The following is a 20,864-nucleotide window of genomic DNA, read 5'->3' as shown; positions in this document are numbered from 1 at the left end:
CTGACCACGCCCGCGCGAGCCCTCGAGTCCGTCCCGGCCGGCATCATGAGCTGCCGGTCAGGCCGACGATATCCTGAGTGCGCCCCGCGACGCGAGCCGACGATGGCGACACGCCGGGCGCGGCGCTGCAAAAATGCCACCCCAGCGGCCTCGGCCGAATCAGGGGACCTGGACCGTCAGCTCGGCGGACACGCCTTCACCGCCCGCGTTGACCGCCTTGACGCGGTAGACGTGGCGCGTGCCCGCCATCACGGCCGCCGCCGTGGTCGGCGTCGTGCTCTCGCCCGTCGTCGCCGTCGTCGTGTCCGCGGTGTCGCCGCCGCCGTGCGTACCCGCGTGCGTCGCGGCGTCGGTGCTCTTGTGGTCCGCGCCGCAGGCGGCGAGGAGGACGGTGAAGATCATGGCGATCGGGGTGCTGGGTCGGTGTCGCATGGACTGGTCATTCACAGGACGTTGAGGGCGAAGGAGCATTACGCCGCGCAGTTGTCGCGCTCGCCACGAGCGGGTCTTCACGGCCGGACGCGATCGGCGCTCACGGCGACGCTCCCACCTGCAGGACGCCCATCATGCAGCCTTCTTTATGTTAAAGAGATGTCGCATGCGTCACTCCAAGATCACTGGCCGGGTTCGATGGAATGCACGCGGACCTGACCGTTCGCCGCGAGATGGGCCGTCAGACGAATCGGCGCCGCGCTGGCGTTGGTCCACAGGTACGAATAGAGGCCCGCGCGCGGCGCCACGAAACGGACCTTGCCTTCCGTGCCGGTGCCCTGGCTGTGGATGACGACCTGGTCGCCGTCGTGGCTGTGGACGTTCCACTCGAGCGGTCCACCCGCGGCCGTGAACGTCACCTCGGTCGAGGTCCCTTCGGCCATCTCGAGGTTGATCTCGGCGAACTTCCCGGGCTCGAGCACGACCTCCTCGAGCCCATTTTTTACGATTGAGGAAGAATCCGCAGCGGCACCACCGCACTTGCCGTCGCCGGGCGTGTGCCCGCCGCAACGGCCGAGCTCGTGGCGACAGGCGGCCTCCCCTCGTGGAGCGGGCCCGGCGGGGACCTCCGTCGCTTCGGGTTTGGGGGCTGACGCGCAGGCGAGGCCGCTGGTGGCGAGGGCGCTCAGCACGATCACGATGTCGGAGGCACGCATGCGTTGAACTGTATAGATAAGCACGAGACGTGCCAGTCAGGGTCCCGGCAAGATCGTTGCGCAAGCGAGGCCACGCGCGGCCAACGCAGGCCCGACATGAGAATATTCTTCAGCCTCCTGAGACATTTGTGATGAGGGCCGCGGTCGGCGAGGCCCGGCATGGCTCGGAGCGCTTGCTCGACCGCCAATGCTGTGCCCGCCTCGGCGGCCGCGCCCGCGCACGCGCGGCGACGCATCGGGTCCGAGCCCCCCGCGGTGGGGCCGCACGGACGCACGGATTTCCCCGCAGGAGTCCACCTGCGACGCGAAGCTCGTCGAACCCGACGACCCACCGCGCCTGCGCGCACGATTCCGCCACCGGCCCGCGAGTCGCGGCGAACCGCACGCTGCCCCCATTGCCCCGCGCCACGACTCGGGCTGGACCTGCGCCCCGCCGCGTGTAAGGTCCGTGCCGCATGAAAGCCCGCTCGTCTGCATTCATCCTCTGCACCCTCGCGCTCGGCCTCGCCTCGACCTCCGCGCAGGCCTCCAACTACCCGCCGGACTACGACATGTGCAGCCTCACCGAGACCCTCTACTCCGGGCCGTTCGAGGTGATCCGCGACTTCGTCGATCCGTGGGATCAGCACTACAAGCTCACGATCGCCTACGACGGCTACCTGCGCGACGACCACGCCGACGACGAGATCAACCTCTACGTCGCGCTCAACGGCCACGACGCGATGCTCGAGGCCTTTCCGGGCGCCCACGACGACGCCTACGTGCTGCTCGACTCCGGCCCCCGCGGCTGTTACTGGTGCCCCAACGGCCCGCACGCGCCGGACTACTGCGACGACGTGACCTTCGATCCGTACCAGAGCGGCAAGTGGCTGTGCAGCGAGCCCACTGCCGTCGAGCAGCACCTGTTCTACTGGGCCTTCGACGGCCTCGGCGGGCTCAACGCGTGGGACATCGAGCTCGCGGCCGAGGCCGGCGGCGAATGGGACAGCGACTACGGCAACAACTTCGCCGTGCGCTTCGAGCCGCGCTCGTGCTGGTGATCCCGCGCCCACCGCCTCTGCGGACGCCGCCGCCCCGCGTCGCATGGAATACCCATTCGCCCGCGCGCCGTGATGCGCCGGCTCGATTGTGAGCAGCGCGACGATCATCACCCGTCCACGAGATCGGGAATGATCGTGACAGGCGCAGCGATTGCCAACCGGCGGCCGGTTCCGCTAGCGTCGCCGGCATGTCTTCTCCTACGGTCCCTGTTCACCCGCGCCTGCGGATCCTCGGCCTCGCCGTGTGCACGACGCTCGCGGCTTGCCCCGGCGACGGAGCCGGCGACACCACCGGCTCGACCGGCGATCCCACCGGCAACGCGCCCACCGGCGGCGACCCGACCGGCAGCAGCGAGGCCACCGTCGGCTCGAGCACCGACGACACCACCGGCGCTCCGACCACCGGCGCCGTCGACCCCACCGGGAGCACCGGCGTCGACCCCACCGCTGCCACCACCGATCCGGGCACCAGCACCGGCCCCGACGACACCACCGGCGATCCGCCGGTCGACCCGGGCTGGAGCGAGCGGCAGTACGCGCGCGTCTTCATCTCGGGGCACAGCCTGACCGACAACCCGCTCGCCGATCACATGCTCGAGATCGCCGCCGGCCTCGGGGTCGACCTCGATTACAACCAGCAGATCGGCATCGGTTCGCCGATCCGCGTGCGCACGCTCGGCGGCGGCTGGGACAACCTCGACTGGCCCGGCTACAGGACCGGCAAGAACCGCGACGGCAGCGACATGGACGTCATCGCCGAGCTCGCCGCGCCGCAGACCCTCGGCCCGGGCGAGCTGTACGACACCCTCGTGATCACCGAGCGGCACGACGTCCTCGGCACGATCCAGTGGGAGGACACCACCGGCCTGCTGCGGCACTACCACGATCGCCTCATCGACGGCAATCCGGCCGGGCAGACGCTCCTCTATCACAGCTGGCTCGACATCGACAAGAGCGCCCCCGAGGCGTGGATCACCCACGAGAAGAACGCCCTGTTCGCCTGGGAGTGCGTGGCCGCCAAGGTCAATCACACGCTCGAGGCCGACGGCCGGCCCGACCGAATCACCACACTGCCGGTCGGCGCCGCCCTCGTCCGCCTGGTCGAGGCGGCGCTCGCCGACGAGGTCGCGGGCATCAGCGGTACGGTGAATCAGAAGATGGACCTGATCTTCAACGACAACGTCCATTTGACCCCGCTGGGCGTCTACTACGCCGCGCTCGTCACCCACGCCGCCGTGTTCCGCGGCTCGCCCGTCGGCGCCCCGGTGCCGCAAGGCGTCGCCGCCGAGCCGGCCGGCGACCTGCAACAATTGGCGTGGGAATTCGTGCGCGACTATTACACGGACCCCGAGATCGGCGGGCACAGCATGGAGGAGTGCCGCGCCTTCATCTCCGAGCAGGTCTGCGGCTCGTTCTGGACCCTGCTCGACCAGCCCGGCAACATCCAGGGCTGCACCACGCACTTCGCCGACGCCGACGCCGAGGGCAACCCGTTCCGCTGGCCCGACCCGCAGCTCGTGCCGTGGCCGGCCCCCTGAGGACGGTTCAACGGACCGTCGAGGCCCCGGGCAGCCCGTCGAGGACCTCCGCGATCGCCTCCACCGCCACGTCCGGCGCCGGGAGCCCCTCCGTGTGGCCCGGCGTGCGCGCGTAGTGCCCCTGGCGGACCCACACCGTCGTCAGGCGCTCGCCCCACGCCTGCTTGCACGCGCTCAAGATCCGCAGCTTGTCGTCGATCAGCACGTAGTGGTCGGCCGGGTGGCGGCGCGCCACGTCGTCGAGGCGCAGCTCCTTGTGGACATAGATGAGCACGCGCCCGTCGACCGCCTCCCACAGCCCGCTGCGGCGGATCTTGTGCGGCTGAAACACCACGTCGCCGTCGGACAGGATCACCACCTCGCCGCGCCGGCGCAGCCCGGCCAGCAGCTCGAGCACGCCCGCGAACAGGCGCGTGGGGAACGGATAGTCGAGCAAGAAGTGCGACACCGCCAGCAGCGACTGGTCGTCGACGTGACGCGCGCGGTAGCGCTGCAGCGTCCCCAGGTAATCGACGTAGCCGAGCTCCGCGCGCAGCTCCTCGAGCACCGCGAAGTACTCGCGGCAGTTGCAGGCCCCGAGCGAGCGATCGAGGTGGGCGCACAGGTCGGCCTGGACCGCGTCGTTGTCGAGCAGCGTGTTGTCGACGTCGATCAGGAAGACCGTGTGCTCGCCGGAGTTCATGCCCTCACCTCGCCGCGGGAGGATACGCGCCGGACCGCGCGCACGACAGCGCCGCTCGCCCGCGGGGCCGCGACCATTCGCAAGGGCCCGCTCGAGCGCCCGCACGCGGTCGCCCGCTCGTCCCTGCGGCGCGCGCGACCGCGACGCCCCGCGCGTCCTCAAGCCCGCCGACGCCCCGTCGCGGACGCGCGTGTCCGCCCTCGCACCGCTCCCAGCCCAGCACGCCGCGCCGCCTGGCAGCGGCGAGCCCGGCTATGCTCGCCGCATGCAAGGCTCCGGGCTCGCGCTGCTCATCGTCGCCTACCTCGCCGCGCTCGGCGTCGCCGTGTGGAGCGGCGTGCCGCCGGGCACGCTGCTGACCTGGGGAGCGGCCGGCGCGGCGATGATCTGGCTCGTCGTCCTGATCACCTTGCCGTGGAACCTGCACTTCCGGGCGCGCGAGGTGCTGGCGGAGATGCGGCGCTCGCGGGACGCCGGCATCAAGGTCACCGACGAGCAGCTCGCGTTCGCCGAGCGGGTCAAGCGCTGGACCCTGATGACCAGCCTGACGATCCACATCGTCTCCGCCGGCGTCGCCCTGGCGCTCGCCCTGCTCACCGACAGCGACCTCGGCTACCCGTTCGCCGGCTTCTACCTGCTGTCCTGCCTCGTGCGCCCGGCGATGGCCTCGATCCAGCAGGTCCGCCGGCGCCTCGAGGCGCTCGCCGAGGACACCCGCTACCCGCGCGACGACGTCATGAAGCTGCGCGGCCAGGTCGCCCAGCACGAGGCCGCCGTCGACAAGCTCGCGGAGGAGCTGAAGAAGCTGCGCGAGGAGCACGACCAGCTGACCGCCCGCACCGACCGCCAGCGCGTCGAGCTCGAGCAGAAGATCGGCGCCCTCGCCCGCAAGTTCGAGGACAGCCTCGATCGCCTGACCGACAACCGCGAGATCATCGCCGGCATCAAGTCCTTCCTGCGAATGATCCGCGAGGGCGACGCCGACGCCAAGGCGTGACCGGCAGCGCGACCGACCGCTCGCCGGTGTGCCCGGCAACCTGTTCATCCTCGCCGCGCCGCTCGATCCGCGCGACCTCTACTTGCGCCGCCAACGGGTCGCCGACGACGCGGAGGGGCCGCAAGACCCCTCAACTCGGCATCACGGATGAATCACAGGGCACGGGATGACACCACCGATCGCCGCGGTCTTGCGGAGCCACGCCCGCGCCGCCTAAGCTCGGCCTCTTCCTTATGCCTGTCTACATCAACTACGTACGTCCTGTGCTCCTCCTCGCCGTCCTCGGCGCCTGCGCTCCCGGCAAGGCCGGCGACACCGACACCACCGACACCACCGACACCACGGCCGGCACCGACACCGGCCCCGACGAACCGACCGCGGGCACCAGCGAGGGCGGCGTCTCCGGCTGCGACCTGCCGACCGGCGCCAGGGCCCAATTCGAGGTCGAATGGGGCGTCCCCGGCCCGTCGTGCGACTTGGAGGTGTGCGTCACGGAGCGCAGCGCCTCCTGCATCGTCAACGCCCTCGGCGTCACCGCCGAGGCGCTCGAGCTGATCCTCGACTGCGAATACCCGGACCTCGGCCCCTCGACCGACGTCATCGACCTCGAGGCCGTCGACCTCGCCATCGACCTCGCCGTCGGCGACCCCGTCGAGCTCTCCTTCCGCCGCGTCAACGCCTTCGAGGATCAGCCCGACTCCTGGCTGCGCCTGACCGACAACGACGGCCTCGTGCTCGCCGTCGCCGGCGGCGGCTCGCAGAGCTCCGAGGGCTGGGCCGAGGAATTCGTCGCCGAGGTCGTCGCCCCCTTCACCGTCGAGCTCCAGCCCGGCTGCGAACAAGGCGACGCCCAGATCGCATTCACGCACGCCGGTCAGACCGTCGCCGTCCCGCACGAGCGCTGGTCGACCCTGACCGCCGACGGGCACACCTGGGTCCTCGACATCCGCCACGCCGTCGTCGGCATGGTCGACCCGTTCGCCTCCGACCTCGCGTTCGCGGTGCTCCGCCGCGGCCCGGCGGCCGGGATGCCCTGACAGGCGCATTCGTCGCGATCACCCGCGGCGCCGCATCACTTGCAAAGTTGCAGTCGCATGCTCGCCGCGAAGTCCGGCGGGTCGGCGCGCGCGCTCTTGCGCCGGCCCGCGGAGTTGGTCTAGTCCCTTCCCGTGCCCCCCGACGCCCACCGCGCCATCCACGCTGTCTGGCGGCTGGAGTCCGCGAAGCTCATCGCCGGCCTCACGCGATACGTGCGCGACCTCGGCGTCGCCGAGGAGCTGGCCCAGGACGCCCTCGTCATCGCCCTCGAGAAGTGGCCGATCACCGGCGTGCCCGACAATCCCGGCGCGTGGTTGATGGCCACCGCCAAGCACCGCGCCATCGATCACCTGCGCCGCCTCGAGCGGCACGGCCGCAAGCACGCCGAGATCGGCGAGGCCATCGACGCCCGTCAGGAGACCGCCGCAGCCGCCCTCGACGCCGCGCTCGACGACGACGTCGGCGACGACCTGCTGCGCCTCGTGTTCACCTCGTGTCACCCGGCGCTGTCGAGCGAGGCCCGCGTCGCGCTGACCCTGCGCCTGCTCGGCGGCCTCACCACCGCCGAGATCGCCCGCGCCTACCTCGTGCCCGAGCCGACCATCGCCCAGCGGATCGTGCGGGCCAAGCGGACGCTCGCCGACGAGGGCGTGCCGTTCGAGGTGCCGCGCGGCCCCGATCTGGCCGCGCGCCTGTCCTCGGTGCTCGAGGTCATCTACCTGATCTTCAACGAGGGCTACTCGGCCACCTCGGGCGACGACTGGATGCGCCCCGCGCTGTGCGAGGAGGCCCTGCGCCTCGGCCGGATCGTCGCCGAGCTCATGCCCGGCGAGTCCGAGGTCCACGGCCTCGTCGCGCTGATGGAGATCCAGGCCTCACGCGCGCGCGCCCGCGTCGGCCCCGGGGGCCAGCCGGTCCTCCTCAACGATCAGAACCGTGCTCTCTGGGACAGGTTGCTGATCCGTCGCGGCCTCGCCGCGCTCGAGCGGATCGACGCCCTCGGCGGCGCGCGCGGCCCCTACGCCTTGCAGGCCGCGATCGCGGCCTGCCACGCCCGCGCGCTCACCCCCGAGGCCACCGACTGGTCGCGGATCGCCGCCCTCTACGCCGCCCTCTATCAGCTCTCGCCCTCGCCCGTCGTCGAGCTCAACCGCGCCGTCGCCGTCGCCATGGCCGAGGGTCCGGCCGCCGGCCTGAAGATCGTCGACGCCCTCGTCTCCGAGCCCGCCCTCGCCCGCTATCACCTGTTGCCCGGCGTGCGCGGCGACCTGCTGTTCAAGCTCGGGCGCTTCGCCGAGGCCCGCGTCGAGCTCGAGCGCGCCGCCTCGCTGACCCGCAACGAGCGCGAGCGCGTCCTCCTGCGCGAGCGCGTCGCTGCCTGCGACCGCGCCCTCGCCGGCGAGAAGCCGTGACACTGCGCCGCTACTTGCGGCGGTCCTCGGCGCGCGTGCGGCAGATGTGGTCCCACAGCGTCAGCGCCTCGCCGAAGTTGACCTCGGCGTTGGCGTGGTGGCGGTTGTGGAACGCCGACGTGTTGACGAACAGGCGCGGCAGCGTCGCCTCGAGCGCCGCGTACGTCACCCCGCAATGGAGGTAGTAGTTGAGCAGCACGAACCCGCCCACCAGCGCGACGTAGGTCGGCCCGAAGTGGGTCGCCCACGGGAACGCCACCAGCAGGATCGGCCAGAACGTCAGCAGCGATTCGACCGGCCCGACGGCGAACCCGGCGAACGGCGTCGGATCGCGGTACACGTGGTGGCCGCGGTGGAACGGGAACAGCAACCGCGTGTGCAGCAGGCGGTGCTTCCAGTACAGCCACGCGTCGAGCACCAGCACCCCGAGCAGCGTCTGCCAGATCACCGCCGACAGCCCGCCGGCCTCGGCCAGCGACCACACCAGGCCGATCGGCTCGCCCGCCTCGGCGCGCGCGATCGGCCAGGCGGCGAAGCAGGCCGCGATCCAGGCCGCCAGCGCCGTGTCGCCGGCGCTGCGACCGACCAGCGCCGAGCGCCGCCGCGGGCCCTGGATCCGCGCCCCGCGGAACATCGCCGCGATCGTCGCCGCCCCGGCGCCGAGCAGCACCAGGCCGCCGATCGCCGCGAACGCCACGAGCATCGACTTGTACCAAAGGACAGGTCCGTAAGGACAGGCGATCCCCGCCACCGTCGCCATCACCACCACCGCGCGGTCGACCGCGCCCGCGAAGCCGCGGCCATGCGGAGAGAACACGGCCGCGTCGGCGGCGGGGCGGAGCAGGTCGGTCAGGCGGGGCATCGTCGCCGCCAGTGGAGAAGATCGACGCCCCGTTGTCCAGGGGTCTCCCCCGGGTCGCCGGGCCCCCGGACGCCCGACCGCCTCAGCGCTTGCCGCTCGCCGCCATCGGCGCGATCTGCAGCCGGCGCAGCGCCAGCGCGTGCGCCAGCCCGTCCTGCAACGAGCTCAGGGTCTTCAGCCCAGCCAGGTCGACGCCGAGCCCGACGATCGTCTGCGCGATCGCGGGCGACACTCCGACCAGGATCATCTCCGTGCCGAGCAGCCTGACCGCCCCGGCGGTGCGGAGGATCAGCTGCGCCGCCTCGGTGTCGAACACCGGCACGCCGGAGATGTCGAGGATCACCACGCTGGCGCGCGCATCGGTGATCGCCTGCAGCAGCCGTTCGGTCAGCAGCTGGGCGCGCTGCGCGTCGAACATCCCGACCAGCGGCAGCGCCAGGATGCCCGGGTAGACCGGCGCGATCGGGGTCGACGCCTGGCGGATCGTCTCGAGCAGGTGCGTCTTCTCGTCGTACGCCGCCTTCAGCTCCTCGAGCTGCGACTCGAGCTGGCGCACCTCGAGCTGCGCCGCCTGCTCCTGGAACACCTGCTCGCGGTGGGCGACGAAGCGCATCGCGCCGACCAGCACCAATTGGAACAGCCAGTCGTCGACGCGCTGGCGCTCCGCCGCCTCGACCTCCGGAGCGGCCGCCAGCGACGCCAGCACCAGCGCGCGCAGCGTCGTCGCCAGGTTGCGCAGATCGGCGTAGCCGAGGCCTGCTCCCGCGTGTTGCTGGATCAGCCCCAGCATCGCCTCGCGGCCGGCCGTGTCCTTGCCCGCGCGCAGGTCGGCGGCCAGCGCCGCGATCATGCGGCCCGCGACCGCCTCGCAGGCCGTCGCCCCCATGGCGTTGAAGATGCTCCCCGCGCGGCGACCCAGGCGCTCCGCCAGGGCCGTCGTCAGGCCCGGGGCCTCGCGTTCGATCCAGTGCACGTGCCCGCTCATCGTCCGCCCGCCGCTAGAAGCTGACCAGATACGTGCACGACGTCCCGCCCTCGTCCATGCAGCCGCCGGCGCCGTGTTCGACCAGCGCCGGCGCCCCCACGCGCGAGCAGCAGCCCTCGATGATGCCGATGTTGAGCGGACACGGACCGAGCGTCGTCCACACCAGCGTCGCGCTGTGGTCGTCATCGAACGCGCAGGTGATGCTGCCGAGGTCGCCCGCCCGCGCGTTCATGCGATAGGCCGCGTCGAGCCCCATCAGCAGGCTCTTCACGTCGTCGAGGCCCGGCGGGAACGGGGCCGTCTCGATCATCTTCTTGCCGACGGCGATCATCGCCCCGCGCCCGATCTTCTCGAGGATCGCGAAGTACACGTCCATCGCCCAGTTGATCTCGTACCAGCGGTCGGGGTCGATGCGATCGACCCCGGCGTCGCGCAGCACCTTCTGCACCAGCGCCTCGGAGTGACCCAATCCGAGCAGGAAGGAATAGAGGGCGGCGCCGTTGTATTCACCCTTCGTCTTGCTGTGTCGCATGCGTCCTCCGCCCCTCGGCGCGCCCCTGCCGAAATTCCGGCGTACCCGGCGAAACGAGGTTCGGACGCCGCGCACGATCCTTGGCCGTATACCGCGGCCCGCGCCCGGCTGTCCAGGTCGCCGGCCTGCGGTGACATCGCGAGCGGCGATGTAGCCATCTTCAATTGACCGGAGTCGGCGGACGGGCCGCCCAGCATACTTCCCCTGATGCACCTTCAGGGGAGCCCGCAGACGACAGCGATCCGCGTGCTTGACGGTATCGCCGGCCATCACGATCCGCGCCAGAACTCGTTCTACCGCCGCTGCCGGTGCCGCGTGGTCGCGTGTACTCCAACGCCACACCCAGCGCCGCGACGCCGCCTCGATCTCGCCCCACGTGCTCCACCGCTCACAGTCTCACGATTCGCATGCCTGATTCGGCTCGCCGGCGATCCACCGCTCACGGTCTCACGATTCGAGGCCCGCCTCGCGCACCAGCAATTCGACCAGCGCCGCCGCCGGCAGCGCGCGGATCATCGGCGCCCCCTGCCCTGCCCACATTTGCATGAGGTCGGCCCGGCCCTGCGCAGCCGCGGCCGCGCGGAGGTCCCGCGTCGCGCTCTGCTGCTGCGGGAACGGGGCCGCCTCGACCGCCGCGAACGCGTCGCTGAAGCGGTTGCGAATGCCGCGAGCGCAGCGCCCGCTGAACGCCCGCGTCACCACCGTGCGATACGCCGTCGCCAGGGCCGCGCGGTGCGTCGCGCTGGTCGCCGCCTCCGGGCAGGCCATGAACGCGGTGCCCAGCTGCACCGCCGCCGCGCCGTTGCCGAGCATCGCCCGGATCGCGCGACCGTCCATGATCCCGCCGGCCGCGATCACCGGCACGCGCACGCGCGCAGCGATCTGCGGCACCAGCGTGATCGTCCCGATCAGCGCGTCCGCGAAATCGCCGATGAACGTCCCGCGATGACCGCCCGCCTCGGCCCCCTGCGCGCACACGGCGTCGACCCCGAGCGCCACCAGCAGCTCCGCCTCCTCGACCGTCGTCGCCGTCCCGATCACCGCGATCGAGCGCGCGTGCAGGGCCAGGACCTGCTCCCGCGTCGGCGCCCCGAACGTGAAGCTGAACACGGCCGGTCGGATCCGCAGCACCGCCTCGAGCTGCGCCTCGAACGACGGCGCCGCGCGGCCCGGCGGCGGCGCTTCGGCCAGCCCGAGCTCGCGCCGGAACGCGCTCAGGATCGGCGACACGCGCGCCGCCGCGGCCGGATCGTCGGGCGCATCGGCGCGGACGAACAGGTTGAGCGCGAACAGGCCGCCCGTCAGCGTCCGCAACTTCGCCGCCGCCGCCTCGATCTCGCTCGCCGTCATGTACGCGCAGCCGAGCGACCCGAGCCCGCCCGCGTTCGACACCGCTGCGGCCAGCTCCGGCGTGTCGACGCCGCCGGCCATCGGCGCCTGAATGATCGGCCATCTCGTCACCAGCGCGCTCGTCCGTACGTCTCTCGTCATTGCCGACAGCATGCACCACCCTCGGGCGCTCGCCCACGGCGAACTCTCCCGTTTTCATGGCACCCCGTTCGATTCGGGCCTCGCGCCGGCACATCGCGTAAGGTGAGCCGGTGGTCCCGTTCTCCGTCCTCGACCTCGCACCGATCGCCCAGGGCACCGACGCCGGCCAGGCCCTGCGCAGCACGCTCGAACTCGCCCAGCACGCCGAGAAGCTCGGCTACCGCCGGTTCTGGCTCGCCGAGCATCACAACATGCCGGGCATCGCCAGCGCCGCGACCGCGGTGGTCATCGCCCACGTCGGCGCCGGCACCAGCACGATCCGCGTCGGCGCCGGCGGCATCATGTTGCCCAACCATGCCCCGCTGATCATCGCCGAGCAGTTCGGCACGCTCGACGCATTGTTCCCCGGCCGCATCGACCTCGGCCTCGGCCGCGCCCCGGGCACCGACATGCGCACCGCTCGCGCCCTGCGGCGCAACCTCGCCGGCGACGTCGACAACTTCCCCGACGACGTCGCCGAGCTCATGGCCTACTTCCGCCCTGCGGCGCCCGGCCAGGCCGTCCAGGCCGTCCCGGGCGCCGGCGCCGACATCGAGGTCTGGCTGCTCGGCTCGAGCCTCTACGGGGCCCAGCTCGCCGGCATGCTCGGCCTCCCGTACGCCTTCGCCTCGCACTTCGCCCCGGCCGCGCTGATGCGGGCGATCGACGTCTACCGCCACCACTTCCGCCCGTCCGATCGCCTGGCCAGGCCGCACCTCATGGTCGCCGCCAACGTCATCGCCGCCGACACCGACGCCGAGGCGCGGCGCCTGCTCAGCTCGTTGCAGCAGATGTTCGTCTCGCTGCGCACCGGCCGGCCGGGCCTCCTGCCGCCGCCGATCGACGACTACGACGCTCGCCTGGCCCCGCACGAGCGCGCGATCCTCGACGAGGTGCTGTCGTGCTCGTTCATCGGCGCCGCGGCGACCGTGCAGGCCGGGATCGAGGGCTTCCTCGCCCGCACCGGCGCCGATGAGCTCATCATCACCTCGCAGATCTTCGACCCGGTCGCCCGCCTGCGCTCCTACGAGATCGCCGCCGAGATCCGCGACCGACTGCGGTAAAGGGCCCCCATGCACACGCCGAGCAGCGCCGCCGATCACTACGAGCTGTACTATTGGCCAGGTATCCCGGGGCGCGGCGAATTCGTGCGCCTCGTGTGCGAGGACGCCGGCGTGCCCTACCTCGACGTCGCCCGCCGCCCGGTCGAGGACGGCGGCGGCGAGCAGGCGGTCGTGCGCGCGCTCGAGTCGTTGCCCGGCCTGCCCGCGTTCGCCCCGCCGATCCTCCGCGTCGGCGAGCTGGTGATCGCCCAGACCGCCAACATCTGCCGCTTCCTCGGCGAGCGCCACGACCTGGCCCCGGGGACAGATGGCGGCCGCGCCGAGGCCATGCAGCTGCAGCTCACGGTCACCGACCTCGTCGCCGAGGTCCACGACACGCACCATCCCATCGCCGTCAGTCAGTACTACGAGGATCAGAAGCCGGCGGCCAAGCTGCGCGCCGCCGCCTTCCGCGACGAGCGGCTGCCCAAGTTCCTCGGCTACTTCGAGCGCGTCCTCCGGCGCAGCGGCGGCCCGTGGCTGCTCGGCGACGCCTGCTGCCACGCCGATCTCTCGCTGCTGCAGGCCCTGCTCGGCCTCGAGTACGCGTTCCCGCGGGCGTTCGCGCGGGCCAGCGCCGCCACGCCGGAGCTGCTCGGCCTGCGCGACCGCGTCGCCGCTCGCCCGCGGCTCGCCGCCTACCTGGCCTCGCCGCGGCGCCAGGCGTTCAACGAGTACGGCATCTTCCGCCACTACCCCGAGCTCGACCCCGCCTGAGGCCAACCACGATCGTCGCGGCCTCTTCAGCTACGGGACGGCGCCGCCCTCGATCCCGCAGCACGACAGCGCCTTCTCGTGCACCGTCTCGAGGTCGGCGCACGCGTCCTGGGGCGCGCACTCGCCGAACTTCACGTCGTCCGAGAAGCACTCGCACACCTCCGTCGTGCACTTCATCTCGAGCTTGGGCTCGCCGGTGCACTGGCGCATGTAAAAGCACTCGGTGCCCTCGAAGTCGCCGCCGCTGCCGAACCCGCACTCGTTGCCGAAGCCACACACCTCCTGCTGCGCCATCATCTCGTCGAGGCACGGCCCCTCCACGCCCGCCTCGATCTCGTCGATCTGCTGGCAGGTCAAACTCGACTGACACGCCATCGCCGCCACCGTCGCCGAGTGACACGGCTCCTCGAGCTCCCCGAGCCCCTGGTTGCAGTCCGAGGTGCACGCCGCGATCTCGGCGGGCGTCTCTCCGAAGCAGGCGCCGAGCGTGGCGCAGTGTTCGGCGCACACGCTGCCGGGGATGTCGCCGCTCGTGGTCGTGTCGCCTGCCGTCGCCGGCTCGGGCTCCCCGCTCGTCATCGTCAGCGGCGTCGTCGTCGGCTCGTCCACCGTGGTCGTCGGTTCGCCCGGCCCGCCCACAGTCGAGTCGGAGCCTCCCTCCTCGGTCGAGCTCGGCCCGGAGGTCGGGCCGTCGTCGGTGTCGGAATCGCTGTCGTTCTTCTCGAGCCCGCAGGCCGCGAACAACAGAGCTGTCAACGTGGTGCCACAGATACGAATCATCATGTCATGCCCTCGATTCTCGCAGTTTGGCAGCCGCCGACGCGCGCACCAACCCGGGAACTCCCCCCGCGATCGGACGTCCCGTCGTGACCGCACCCGGGCGGAATTGCCCGCAGCCGCCCGCCGCTACCCGGGCCGGCGAGCCTCGGTTATCCTGGGCGAATGGTCTGGGGCGGAGCCACCCTCGACGCCATCGCGCGTCTGAAACAGCTGCAGAAATCGCTGGGCAGCCGGCGCAGCGCGATCCTCGTCGACGGCCAGTTCGACCTGTTCGAGGCCATCCTCGAGCCCGGCGCCGTCTACGAGCTGCAGTGGCCCTCGGCCCCCGAGGGTGTCCCTCCCGTCATTCACCCGACCACCGGCGTCGTCCCGCGCGACGCCTACCGCTGATCGCGCCTGTCCTTCAGGGCATGCCCGTCGTCCGTCGCGCCGCCGCCATCCTCGACCGCCGGCTGCGTGCAGCTTGGTCGCGCGCGGCCCATCTCCTACGATCGCTCGTCGATCCCCATGCCCACCCGCCGTCGCTTCCTCGCGCTCGCCGCGGCCCTGTCCGCCACTGCATGCAATTCACGGGCGCGCGCCGTCCCGCCCGGTTCGCCGGCGCGCCCGCTCGAGCTGCTGGTCCTCGGCGGCACCGGATTCATCGGACCGCACCTCGTGCGCCACGCCGTCGCGCGCGGCCATCGCGTCACGATCTTCACCCGCGGGCGCCGCCAGGCCGAGCTGCCGGACGGCGTCGTGCGGCTCGTGGGCGACCGCGACGGCCAGCTGGGCGCGCTCGCCGGCAAGCGCTGGGACGTCGTCGTCGACGACTCCGCCACTCGCCCGGCTTGGGTCGAGCAGTCGACGCAATTGCTCAAGGACCAGGTCGGGCGTTATCTCTTCACCTCCTCGACCGGCGTCTACTACCCCTATTTGCAGCGCGGCGCCGACGAGTCGTGGCCCGTGCGGCTCGACCCCACCGATCCGGAGGACGGCTCCGAGGCCTACGGCGTGGCCAAGGCCCGCTGCGAGCGCGAGGTCCTGCAGACCTTCGGCGAGCGCGGCCTCGTCGTCCGCCCGACCTACATCGTCGGCCCCGGCGACACCACCGATCGCTTCCCGTACTGGCCGGTACGACTGCAGCGCGGCGGCGACGTCCTCGCCCCCGGCCGCCGCGACGACCCGGTCCAGCTCGTCGACGTCCGCGACCTCGCCGAGTTCATGCTGAAGCTGCTCGAGGACGGGCGCAGCGGCGTCTACAACGTCGCCGGCCCGCGCGAGCCGCTGACCATGCCGCAATTCCTCGAGGCCGCCCGTGCGGCCGTCAACCCCGCCGCGCGCCTGGTGTGGGTCGACGACTACGCGTTCCTCGAGGCCCACGAAATCGTCGATGCTGTCCCATGGGTCATGTTGAAGGGCAACGACCTCGGCCACATGTCGGTCCGCAACGACCGGGCCGTGGCCGCCGGCCTGCGGTTCCGCCCGCTCGCCGACACCGTGCGCGACACCCTCGCCTGGTGGCCGAGCGTCCCCGCCGAGCGCCGCGACGCGCCCGCGTTCGCCATCAAGCCCGAGCAGGAGGCCCGGGCGCTGGCCGACTGGCGCGCGCGCGGCTGACGACCGCGCTCACCAGGGACCGGAGGGCAGCGTGGGTCTCCGCGGCTCGGCGGGCCCCGTCGCCGGCCGGCCCGGCGCGGCGCCGTCCATGTCCTTGGGGACAGCTGCCTCCGGCGGCAGCAGCACCACGCGCTCGAGCTTCAGCTCGGCGCGGTGGGTGGCGACGAACTGGATCAGGCGATCGAAGCGCAGATGATCGCGGCCGTGATGCGACCACGGCACCTCGACGCGCAACCGCGTCGGCCCCGACCAGGACAGGCGCGCATCGGGCTCGACCAGCAGCACCGCGGCCTCCACGTGCTCGCTCCGCCGGCGCAGCACCAGCTCGACGCGCCCCGGCCACAGCGTGCCGCGCTTCACCCAGGCCGCCAGCGCCCCGACCGGCAGCGGGTAACGGGCGATCCGGCGGCGGAGCCAGCGGACCTCGGCGACCTCGCGCTCGCTCGCGTGGTGCACCATCGCGATCACGTTGCCGAGCAGCAGCAGGACCAGCAGCTGCGGCGCGAACGCCATCCCCACCGCCCCCGCGGGGAACAGCACGGCGAACAGCGCAGCGACGCGGGTCGCCCCCCAGATCTCGTCCCGCGGCCCGCGCTCCGCCCACGCCGGCACGCCCTCGCGGAGCGCCTGCTCGAGCGCCGTCTCCACGAAGCTGCGGTAGGGCTCCGGGGCGAGCCGGTCCGATCCTGCGAGCGCACGCATCGACCTCCCGAGGCTAGCAGCCGGGCCCCGATTGGGCACGCGCACGCGGCACCGCACCGCCGCGTTCGCTCGACCGCTCGCGCCCGCCGTTCACCGCGGCCCGCCGCGCCGGCGGCGCTCGTCGGGGCGCGTCCCGGGTCGCTCGGTTGACCTCGCCGCTCGTCGCCTCCGCGCGGGCACGACCGCGCGCCCGCGATCTTCTGCTACGAATCCCGGCCATGACGCGCACGCGCGCCCGAACCCTCCTCGCCTGGAGCGGCGGCAAGGACTCCGCCTGGGCGTCCGTCGTGCTCACGCGCGATCCTTCCGTCGAGCTCGTCGGCCTGCTCACCACCACCCGCGAGGACGACGAGCGCGTGGTCATGCACCGCACGCCGCGGGCCGCGTTGCTCGCCCAGGCCGACGCGCTCGGTCTCCCGCTGTGGGAGACCCAGCTGCCCGACCCGTGCCCCAACCCGATCTACGCCGCGAAGATGGGCGCGGTCGTCGAACGCGCCCGCGCCGAGGGGGTCGACGCGATCGCCTTCGGCGACCTGTTCCTGGCCGACATCCGGGCTTACCGAGAGGACATGCTCCGAGGGACAGGTCTGCGCCCTGCCTTCCCGCTGTGGGGCGAGGACACCGGCGCGCTGGCGCGGACGATGATCGCCGGCGGCCTGCGGGCGACCCTCGTCGCCGTCGACCTCGCGCGCCTGTCGGCCGGCTTCCTCGGCCGCGCCTTCGACCTCGACCTGCTCGCCGACTTGCCCGAGGGCGCCGACCCGTGCGGCGAGAACGGCGAGTTCCACACCCTCGTCACCGACCTCCCCGGCTTCGCGCGCCCGCTGACCCTGCGCACCGGCGCCGTGTACGAGCGCCACGGCCACGCCTTCCTCGACCTCGCCCTCGTCGATCGATCCGGCGCCGCGAACTGACACAGCGGCCTGCCGCCATCGGGAGGCGCCCGACAGGATTCCCGGGACACGGACGCACCGCGACGACCTGCACCGTCGATGCGAGCGCAGCGGGCTTGTCATCCCCGCGGCTCATCGCGTACGTAGAAACGTGCCGAGGTCGCATCGCACCGGTCTGCCGCTCGGCGTCGATCCATTCACCGCACCGCGTACTCGGGAGATTCGATGAAGAAGCCGTCCGTCACGAAGGCGTCGGCCAAGCGAGCCGCCGCCAAGAAGACCGCCGCCAGGAAGACCGCCAAGAAAGCCGCCGCCAGGGGGCGACCGGCGGAGGCGACCGCCAGGAAAGCCGCGAAGGCGTCGCCCGCGAAGAAGAGCGCGACCAAGAAGACCGCCAAGAAGACCGCGACCAAGAAGACCGCCAAGAAGACCGCGACCAAGAAGACCGCGACCAAGAAGACCGCGACCAAGAAGCCCGCCAAGAAAGCCGCGGCCAAGAAGCCCGCCGCCAAGAAGAAGCCCGCCAAGAAGACCGCCAAGAAGCAGGCGTCGGGCGGCTACGATCACCTCGACGCGCTCGCCGAGATCGCCGCCGACCACTGGAAATTCATCGACGCCTGGTTCGCCGACAACGACACCGAGAACTACCGCCCCGAGCCGCCGCAGGAACGCAGGGACCAAAGCGCTGCGCTCGCCCGCTGGGAGGACGAGTACGGCGAAGCGTTCGAGGACGGCCTGCGCGTGCACTTCGGCAACGGCTTCGCCCATCCCGGCCGCTCCTTCCTCGAGTACACCTTGCTCGACCTCTCGCTCGCCCGCAGCCGCTGGCAGGGCCTCAACGAGCTCGTCGACGAGGGCGCGTTCGAGGACGCTGAGCCGCGCGCGCTCGCCGACGATCAGGACGCGATCCGCTTCGTCTGGTGGAGCCGCGGCTTCATCCCTCTCGCCGAGGACGGCGGCGGCAACCTGATCTGCGCCGACATCGATCCCGGCCCCGGTGGAACCAGGGGCCAGATCATCAAGTGGGAGAAGACCGAGGGCCCGCTCGGCCCCCTCGACGAGAACCTGAGCATGTACCTCGTCAACTATCGCAACGCGCTCGAGGAGGGCTCGCTCGCCTTCGACGACAACGGCTTCCTCGAGCACCGGAAGCTGCGCCCCCGGGGCACCGAGACGCAGGAGGAGCTGTTCGCCGCCGTCGAGGCCGGCGACGGGGCCACGGTCGCTCGCCTGCTCGCCGCCGACAAGTCGCTCCTCGACCTCCGCAACCAGTACGACGAGCCGCTCATCATCCCGGCAATGCAGAAGAAGCACACCGACGTCGTCAGGGCCTTCCTCGACGCCGGCGTCGACGCCAACGCCTGCGGGCCCTCCGGCGGGCGGATCCTCGGCTACGCCATGAGCGCCGCCGCCGCGGAGAGCGTCGCGCTCCTGCTCGAGCGCGGCGCCATCCCGCTGATCGAGAGGCACGGCGCGCCCGAGAGCATCATCGCGTACATGCTCTACGGCGCGAACTTCTCCGACCACGCCCCCGAGGCCGACTACCTGTCGATGCTCGAGAGCCTGCTCGAGGCCGGCGCCGACCCCAACGTCCCCTTCGCCGACGAGACGCCGCTGATGAAGGCCGCCGCGTTCGGCAGCATGGCCCTCGTGAAGCGGCTGCTCGCCGCCGGCGCCCGCGCCGACGCCGTCGACGGCAAGGGCAAGACCGCCGCGGCCCACGCCCGGTCGAAGCGCCGCAAGGAAGTCCAGGCCTTCCTCGAAGGCCTCGCGGCCGGCTGACGCTGGCCCCGGCAGCGGCGCGTGGTTACGCCGCGGCCTTGGCCTGCTTCGCCAGGATCCAGTTGGCCAGCAGGCTGTCGCGCCCCGGCGCGATCGCGGCGATCGTCGCGGGGCGCAGCCCGAGCCGCGCGCGCGCCTCCGCCAGCGGCACTGCCAGCAGCTCCTCGAGCGGCGCCTCGAGCATCGGCTCGGCCTCCTTCGCCATGCGCAGGCCGACGCGGACGTTGTGCCACACCCCCGGGATGTGCAAGGGCATGAGCACCGAGTAGATCAGCGCGCTCGACCACAGCATCGCCGCGCTCGACCCGAACCCCTGCCCGATCATGAACGCGAACACCCCGATCTCGCCCGCGGGCGTGGTCGGGAAGCCGGTCAGCACGTGCACGAGGTCGTGCGTGGTCGTGTAGCGCAGCGCCAGCGGGTTGTCGGACAGGCGCGCCTTCATCTCGTCGCTGATCACCAGCGGCTCCAGCCCCTTGCTGTCGAGCTGGCGCGCGAACTCGCGGCCGACCGTGCCCTCCGGCAGCGCCCGCAGCTCGGCCATGTCGACCTCGAGGCACGGCGTCGGCAGCGTGTGCAGTCGATCGTTGCCGGTGTGCCGCGGCCCGGCCAGCACCGCGAACTTCAGCGCCGCCACATCGCCGAGCGACTTGCCCTCGCGGTGCAAGCGATTGATCTCGCGCATCTCGCTCCACTTCATCTTCGTGGCTCCTCGAACCCGCGCGGGCGCCGGAGCGGGCGCGATCTCGCGCCGACATCGGCTCCGAACCGCTCCTCCGGCGGGCTCCAGACCAATATTGACTAACTGACCAGATTTGTCAAACTGGTCAGCGATGAATTACGAGAGCCTCGCCCAGATGCGGACCATCCTCGAGGAGATGGTGGGTGACGTCGACCCCGACAGCCCGAAGGGCAAGAAGCGCCTGCGGATCCTCGAGGCCGCGATCGCGCTGTTCGTCACCCACGGCTACCGCAAGACCGGCATCGACGACATCGCCCGCGCCGCCGGCATCGCCAAGGGCACCGTCTACCTCTACTTCGCCACCAAGGTCGACGTCCTGATGACCGCCTGCGCCTACGAGAAGCTGCGGCTGTTCTCCCAGCTCGACGGCATCGACGCGCCGACGCTGGGCCCGCGCGACCGCCTGCGCCAGTGGGTGCGCGCCTCGATCCTCATGGTCGCCGCCTCGCCGCTGCTCAGCCGCGCCGCCATCGGCGACCCCGAGATCATCTCCGCGCTGCTCGAGGGCATGCCCGAGCGCACCGCCCAGGCCATCACCGACGCCGGCGAATTCATCGGCGCCCTGCTCGACGCCGCCGTCGCCCCGCAGCGGTGGACCAACGACGAGCGCCGCGCGCGGATCGTCGTCGTCGAGGCCCTCACCCGCTTCGCCCCGCTGCTGCGCGACGACCCGCTGCGCCAGGGCCTCAGCATCGAGCGCTTCGCCGACGCGCTCGCCGACGTCGTCGTCGACGGCATGCACGTACCCGCCCGCGACCGCACGCGCGCCTGAGCGCCGACCT

At 71.9% G+C, this 20,864-nt stretch carries 22 protein-coding genes; 12 read left to right on the top strand and 10 right to left on the bottom strand.

Annotated features, from left to right (window positions below; genetic code table 11):
- Nucleotides 1–159 precede the first annotated feature (159 nt).
- Nucleotides 160–432 (bottom strand): hypothetical protein, encoded by a 273-nt coding sequence (locus tag K7C98_RS21195; protein WP_224193528.1) that lies wholly within the window; start codon nucleotides 430–432, stop codon nucleotides 160–162.
- 182 nt (nucleotides 433–614) lie between these two features.
- Nucleotides 615–1,148, bottom strand: a complete 534-nt coding sequence (locus K7C98_RS21190; protein ID WP_224193527.1) for a hypothetical protein — start codon at nucleotides 1,146–1,148, stop codon at nucleotides 615–617.
- Nucleotides 1,149–1,603: 455 nt separating this feature from the next.
- Between K7C98_RS21190 and K7C98_RS21185 the strand changes: the two genes are divergently transcribed.
- Nucleotides 1,604–2,188, top strand: coding sequence for a hypothetical protein (locus tag K7C98_RS21185; protein ID WP_224193526.1), 585 nt, complete (start codon nucleotides 1,604–1,606; stop codon nucleotides 2,186–2,188).
- A 188-nt stretch (nucleotides 2,189–2,376) separates the two neighbouring features.
- Nucleotides 2,377–3,726: a hypothetical protein gene (locus K7C98_RS21180; RefSeq protein WP_224193525.1), complete on the top strand. Its 1,350-nt coding sequence runs from the start codon at nucleotides 2,377–2,379 to the stop codon at nucleotides 3,724–3,726.
- A gap of 7 nt (nucleotides 3,727–3,733) precedes the next feature.
- On the opposite strand, the gene K7C98_RS21175 is transcribed toward K7C98_RS21180, so the two are convergent.
- On the bottom strand, nucleotides 3,734–4,408 hold the full coding sequence (locus K7C98_RS21175; protein WP_224193524.1) for an HAD family hydrolase: 675 nt from the start codon (nucleotides 4,406–4,408) through the stop codon (nucleotides 3,734–3,736).
- A gap of 265 nt (nucleotides 4,409–4,673) precedes the next feature.
- Here K7C98_RS21175 and K7C98_RS21170 point away from each other — a divergent pair, with 265 nt between their 5' ends.
- The 3 genes from K7C98_RS21170 to K7C98_RS21160 all read left to right on the top strand — a co-directional run bounded on the left by K7C98_RS21170 (nucleotide 4,674) and on the right by K7C98_RS21160 (nucleotide 7,855).
- Nucleotides 4,674–5,405: a hypothetical protein gene (locus K7C98_RS21170; protein WP_224193523.1), complete on the top strand. Its 732-nt coding sequence runs from the start codon at nucleotides 4,674–4,676 to the stop codon at nucleotides 5,403–5,405.
- Between the two features lie 263 nt (nucleotides 5,406–5,668).
- Nucleotides 5,669–6,442, top strand: a complete 774-nt coding sequence (locus K7C98_RS21165) for a hypothetical protein (protein ID WP_224193522.1) — start codon at nucleotides 5,669–5,671, stop codon at nucleotides 6,440–6,442.
- A gap of 132 nt (nucleotides 6,443–6,574) precedes the next feature.
- Nucleotides 6,575–7,855: an RNA polymerase sigma factor gene (locus K7C98_RS21160; protein ID WP_224193521.1), complete on the top strand. Its 1,281-nt coding sequence runs from the start codon at nucleotides 6,575–6,577 to the stop codon at nucleotides 7,853–7,855.
- A gap of 10 nt (nucleotides 7,856–7,865) precedes the next feature.
- On the opposite strand, the gene K7C98_RS21155 is transcribed toward K7C98_RS21160, so the two are convergent.
- The 4 genes from K7C98_RS21155 to K7C98_RS21140 all read right to left on the bottom strand — a co-directional run bounded on the left by K7C98_RS21155 (nucleotide 7,866) and on the right by K7C98_RS21140 (nucleotide 11,725).
- Nucleotides 7,866–8,717 (bottom strand): sterol desaturase family protein, encoded by an 852-nt coding sequence (locus K7C98_RS21155; RefSeq protein WP_224193520.1) that lies wholly within the window; start codon nucleotides 8,715–8,717, stop codon nucleotides 7,866–7,868.
- An 82-nt stretch (nucleotides 8,718–8,799) separates the two neighbouring features.
- Nucleotides 8,800–9,690 carry an STAS domain-containing protein gene (locus K7C98_RS44935; RefSeq protein ID WP_224193519.1) on the bottom strand — a complete coding sequence of 297 codons (891 nt, stop codon included), beginning with the start codon at nucleotides 9,688–9,690 and terminating at the stop codon, nucleotides 8,800–8,802.
- Between the two features lie 25 nt (nucleotides 9,691–9,715).
- Nucleotides 9,716–10,234 carry a hypothetical protein gene (locus K7C98_RS21145; protein ID WP_224193518.1) on the bottom strand — a complete coding sequence of 173 codons (519 nt, stop codon included), beginning with the start codon at nucleotides 10,232–10,234 and terminating at the stop codon, nucleotides 9,716–9,718.
- Nucleotides 10,235–10,681: 447 nt separating this feature from the next.
- Nucleotides 10,682–11,725 carry an NAD(P)H-dependent flavin oxidoreductase gene (locus tag K7C98_RS21140; RefSeq protein WP_224193517.1) on the bottom strand — a complete coding sequence of 348 codons (1,044 nt, stop codon included), beginning with the start codon at nucleotides 11,723–11,725 and terminating at the stop codon, nucleotides 10,682–10,684.
- 110 nt (nucleotides 11,726–11,835) lie between these two features.
- Between K7C98_RS21140 and K7C98_RS21135 the strand changes: the two genes are divergently transcribed.
- Nucleotides 11,836–12,828 carry an LLM class flavin-dependent oxidoreductase gene (locus K7C98_RS21135; protein ID WP_224193516.1) on the top strand — a complete coding sequence of 331 codons (993 nt, stop codon included), beginning with the start codon at nucleotides 11,836–11,838 and terminating at the stop codon, nucleotides 12,826–12,828.
- 9 nt (nucleotides 12,829–12,837) lie between these two features.
- Nucleotides 12,838–13,584, top strand: a complete 747-nt coding sequence (locus K7C98_RS21130) for a glutathione S-transferase (protein ID WP_224193515.1) — start codon at nucleotides 12,838–12,840, stop codon at nucleotides 13,582–13,584.
- A gap of 30 nt (nucleotides 13,585–13,614) precedes the next feature.
- Here the strand turns inward: K7C98_RS21130 and K7C98_RS21125 are convergent, their stop codons facing one another.
- On the bottom strand, nucleotides 13,615–14,367 hold the full coding sequence (locus K7C98_RS21125) for a hypothetical protein (protein ID WP_224193514.1): 753 nt from the start codon (nucleotides 14,365–14,367) through the stop codon (nucleotides 13,615–13,617).
- A gap of 159 nt (nucleotides 14,368–14,526) precedes the next feature.
- Between K7C98_RS21125 and K7C98_RS21120 the strand changes: the two genes are divergently transcribed.
- Entirely contained in the window at nucleotides 14,527–14,754 is a 228-nt protein-coding gene (locus K7C98_RS21120) for a hypothetical protein (protein ID WP_224193513.1), read from the top strand.
- Nucleotides 14,755–14,871: 117 nt separating this feature from the next.
- Nucleotides 14,872–15,963, top strand: coding sequence for an NAD-dependent epimerase/dehydratase family protein (locus K7C98_RS21115; RefSeq protein ID WP_224193512.1), 1,092 nt, complete (start codon nucleotides 14,872–14,874; stop codon nucleotides 15,961–15,963).
- A 9-nt stretch (nucleotides 15,964–15,972) separates the two neighbouring features.
- On the opposite strand, the gene K7C98_RS21110 is transcribed toward K7C98_RS21115, so the two are convergent.
- Nucleotides 15,973–16,665, bottom strand: a complete 693-nt coding sequence (locus K7C98_RS21110; protein WP_224193511.1) for a hypothetical protein — start codon at nucleotides 16,663–16,665, stop codon at nucleotides 15,973–15,975.
- A gap of 218 nt (nucleotides 16,666–16,883) precedes the next feature.
- On the opposite strand from K7C98_RS21110, the gene K7C98_RS21105 reads away from it, so the two are divergent.
- Nucleotides 16,884–17,579 carry an ATP-binding protein gene (locus K7C98_RS21105; RefSeq protein WP_224193510.1) on the top strand — a complete coding sequence of 232 codons (696 nt, stop codon included), beginning with the start codon at nucleotides 16,884–16,886 and terminating at the stop codon, nucleotides 17,577–17,579.
- A gap of 204 nt (nucleotides 17,580–17,783) precedes the next feature.
- Nucleotides 17,784–19,340 (top strand): ankyrin repeat domain-containing protein, encoded by a 1,557-nt coding sequence (locus K7C98_RS21100; protein WP_224193509.1) that lies wholly within the window; start codon nucleotides 17,784–17,786, stop codon nucleotides 19,338–19,340.
- A 25-nt stretch (nucleotides 19,341–19,365) separates the two neighbouring features.
- Here K7C98_RS21100 and K7C98_RS21095 read toward each other — a convergent pair whose 3' ends face one another.
- Entirely contained in the window at nucleotides 19,366–20,040 is a 675-nt protein-coding gene (locus K7C98_RS21095; RefSeq protein WP_224193508.1) for a ubiquinone biosynthesis protein COQ4, read from the bottom strand.
- 133 nt (nucleotides 20,041–20,173) lie between these two features.
- Here K7C98_RS21095 and K7C98_RS21090 point away from each other — a divergent pair, with 133 nt between their 5' ends.
- The gene (locus tag K7C98_RS21090; protein ID WP_224193507.1) at nucleotides 20,174–20,854 is read left to right on the top strand and encodes a TetR/AcrR family transcriptional regulator; all 681 of its coding nucleotides are present in this window, start codon (nucleotides 20,174–20,176) and stop codon (nucleotides 20,852–20,854) included.
- The last annotated feature ends 10 nt before the right edge of the window (nucleotides 20,855–20,864 follow it).

Origin of the sequence: Nannocystis pusilla, from assembly GCF_020073745.1 — a bacterium.
Taxonomy (GTDB): domain Bacteria; phylum Myxococcota_A; class Polyangia; order Nannocystales; family Nannocystaceae; genus Nannocystis; species Nannocystis radixulma.
This window is presented reverse-complemented; position numbering and strand designations above follow the sequence as displayed.